Below are 2884 nucleotides of genomic sequence, written 5' to 3'. Positions count from 1 at the left end.
TTCCGGTAGGTGGTCGGTGGCTGGCTCCGGGGCGGCTAGCATCGCGGCACCGGAACCGAGGAACGTGGAGTTCATCCGTGCGTCACCCGCGCTTACTGATCGTTTCAGAATGCTTTCCGGAGTCGGCGGAGGCAGATGATCGAGCAGGCAAGTTCGAGCAGACCTTGGTGGAGGTCCGCTCGGCGTTCGTAGCGGATGCGGAGCCGCTTGAACTGGTGGAACCAGGCAAAGGTGCGCTCCACCACCCACCTGGTGCGTCCGAGACCAGAACCGTGCGGGGCACCACGCCGGGCAATCACGGGTTTGATACCGCGTTTCCACAGCAGCCGACGGTACTTGTCGAAGTCGTAGCCGCGGTCGGCGAACAGGCGCTTGGGCCTGCTGCGGGGCCGTCCGCGCAGCCCGGGTATCGGCGGAATTGCGTCCAGCAGCGGGATCAATTCCGTCACGTCGTGACGGTTCCCTCCGGTCAGAGAGACCGCCAGCGGGGTACCGTGCCGGTCAACGATCACGTGGTGCTTGGAGCCTGGGCGGGCGCGGTCAACCGGCGATGGCCCGACATCTCTCCCTCCTTTCAAGGCTCTGATGTGTGAACCGTCGATCGCGCAGTCGTCCGTCTCCAGCTTTCCTGCGGTCCGTAGCTCGGTCAGGAGTACTTGATGCAGGCGCGGCCAGACACCGGCCTGGGTCCAATCGCGCAAGCGTCGCCAGCTGGTGACTCCTGAGCAACCGATCAGCATTGCGGGCACGTCTCTCCAGGCCACTCCCTTGCGCAGGACGTACACGATGCCCGCCAGTGCCACCCGGTCGGGAGTGCGCACTCGTCCGGGGGATCGGTGCCTGCGCGCCGGTGGTGCGGGAAGCAAGGGCTTGACACGCTCCCACAGGTCATCAGGAACGAGATCGTCAGTCACGTGTCGAGCTCTCTGCCCGGTCGCAGCGACGTGAGTGCTGTGGCGCCGGCCGGTCCCGGTCGGTACACCTCGCCCGCTCGGCCGGGGCATGCGCGGGCTGATGCCGTCGTCGGCGGCTTCCGCAGAGTCTCAGTGCAACGATGCTGGTGGGGACGGTGAGGATCATCAGCGCACCGCAGCCGGCGAGGACAGCGGGTGCGCTGGTCCGGTCGAGGAGAAAGCCTCCGAGGGCGGCTCCGAGGGGAGAAGCTGTCAGGAGTACGGCGCTGCGTGCGGCCAGAACCGTGGTGAGGGAGTCGGCGGGTGCGCGGTCCTGGATCAGAGTGAAAGAGAGCGCGGAGTAGGGGCCGTAGACGAGTCCGGCGAAAGCGAAGCCGATCAAGGAGGGGATGGCGGTGTCCGTGAGGGCGAAAGGGAGCATCCCGATGCCGTGGCCCGAGATGATGCCGAGCATGGCCGGCCACAGGGGAAGCCTTTTGGCCGCGCCCAGGGCGAGGGCGCCGATGACGGCTCCGATACCGAAGGCGGTCCAGTAGGCGCCCAGCAGCCCGGCGCCGGCATCGAGGTCGTCGGAGACGAACAGAGGAAGGGCGACTTCGACGGGGCCGAAGGCGAGGTTGAACACCCAGGTCACGAGGAGCAGGCCGAACAGTTCCGGCTGGCGGCGCAGGATGCTCAGCCCGCCCTGCGTGCCGCCGGTCACTGGGGGCACCGGTGTCCGGGGCAGGGGGGTGCGGCCGGTCTGGAGGGCGAGCATGGCGAACGTGGCGGCGTCCAGGCCGATGATCCACGCCGGGGACACCATGCCCACGAGAAGGCCCGCGAGAGCGGGGCCCGCGACGGTCGCGGTCCAGAGGCTGGTGCTGATCACGCTGTTGGCCGCCAGGCGCTGGTCTTCGAGGAGCAAAGGGGCGAAGAGTGCGTGCTTTCCGGCCTTGCCCCAGGCGTGCAGCAGCGAGGAGGCGCCCAGGAGCCCGACATACACGGCCGGGGTGAGCAGCCCCGCCATGTGTGCGAACGGGACCGCCCCCAGCAGTACGGCCCGTAGCGTGGAGTCGGTAACCAGGAGCCGTCGCGCGGGCAGCCGGCGCATCCACCTGCCCAGAACCAGGGCGCCCAGTGCGCCGGGCAGGACATAGGCGGCGACAGCGATGCCCGCCAGCGCGCCTTGGCCGCCGTCCGGGCCCAGTGCGAGCGCAAGCCACGCGACCGCGACGACGGTCATGCCGTCGCCCAGGTCGGACAACGCGAAGACCGGCATCAACCGCCGAAAGGTGCGGTCGGCGAACAGTGAACGGTAGGGGCCAGGCAGCAGGCGTCCCGGTGCGGCTGAGAACATGCAGGTCACAGTCGCGCTTCAAGCATGCTTGAAGTCAAGGCCGGACCGAGGAGGGGCGGGCATGCGGTATCTACCCATTGGCGAGCTCGCGGAGAAAGCCCATGTGCGTGCTTCGGCACTGCGCTATTGGGAGGAGCGCGGTCTGCTGCCCGGCGCGCGTCGCGAAGGCGGGCGTCGGGTATGGCCCGCGACCACCATCCGCCGGGTCGCCCTGATAAAGATGGCGCAGCGGGCGGGCTTCACCCTCGCCGAGATCACGCAACTGCTGGCCGAAGACACCACGCCATCCGCAACCCGTCAGTGGCGGGACATGGCTACGCGCAAGCTGCCCGAACTCGATCGTCACATCGCGCAGACCCAGGCCCTGCGGCAGGCAGTTGCGGACTGCCTGGAGTGCGGTTGCATGAAATTCGATCAGTGCGTACTACTCGACACCACGGACGTGGCGCCCTGACCGCAAACGCTCGGCGGCCGCAACTGCCTGGCTCTGTCGATGAGGAGCGGCAACACTCGCCCACATTTTGAAACGAACAGTAAATTGGCACGGCGGTAGCCGTCCGGCGGGGTCCGTCGCTGCACCGGCGCGGCGGGCACGGTCAGCGCAGCCGGGTCGGCGGCCGCCGTGGCGGAG

The 2884-nt window shown here is 68.4% G+C and carries 3 protein-coding genes; 1 reads left to right on the top strand and 2 read right to left on the bottom strand.

Annotated features, from left to right (window positions below):
- Positions 1-104: 104 nt before the first annotated feature.
- Both AB0F03_RS37920 and AB0F03_RS37915 read right to left on the bottom strand, forming a co-directional pair.
- Entirely contained in the window at positions 105-914 is an 810-nt protein-coding gene (locus AB0F03_RS37920; protein ID WP_362001061.1) for an IS5 family transposase, read from the bottom strand.
- Positions 907-2253: an MFS transporter gene (locus AB0F03_RS37915; protein WP_362001058.1), complete on the bottom strand. Its 1347-nt coding sequence runs from the start codon at positions 2251-2253 to the stop codon at positions 907-909. The genes AB0F03_RS37920 and AB0F03_RS37915 overlap by 8 nt, the downstream gene beginning before the upstream one ends.
- Positions 2254-2314: 61 nt before the next feature.
- Here AB0F03_RS37915 and AB0F03_RS37910 point away from each other — a divergent pair, with 61 nt between their 5' ends.
- Positions 2315-2707 carry a MerR family transcriptional regulator gene (locus tag AB0F03_RS37910; protein ID WP_362001055.1) on the top strand — a complete coding sequence of 131 codons (393 nt, stop codon included), beginning with the start codon at positions 2315-2317 and terminating at the stop codon, positions 2705-2707.
- Positions 2708-2884 lie beyond the last annotated feature (177 nt).

This window comes from Streptomyces sp. NPDC028722 (assembly GCF_040637655.1).
GTDB lineage: Bacteria > Actinomycetota > Actinomycetes > Streptomycetales > Streptomycetaceae > Streptomyces.
This window is presented reverse-complemented; position numbering and strand designations above follow the sequence as displayed.

Bases quoted from the DNA above. Each gene is read 5' to 3' on its own strand.
- AB0F03_RS37915 (WP_362001058.1), bottom strand. From the start codon at position 2,253: ATGTTCTCAGCCGCACCGGGACGCCTGCTGCCTGGCCCCTACCGTTCA.
- AB0F03_RS37910 (WP_362001055.1), top strand. From the start codon at position 2,315: ATGCGGTATCTACCCATTGGCGAGCTCGCGGAGAAAGCCCATGTGCGT.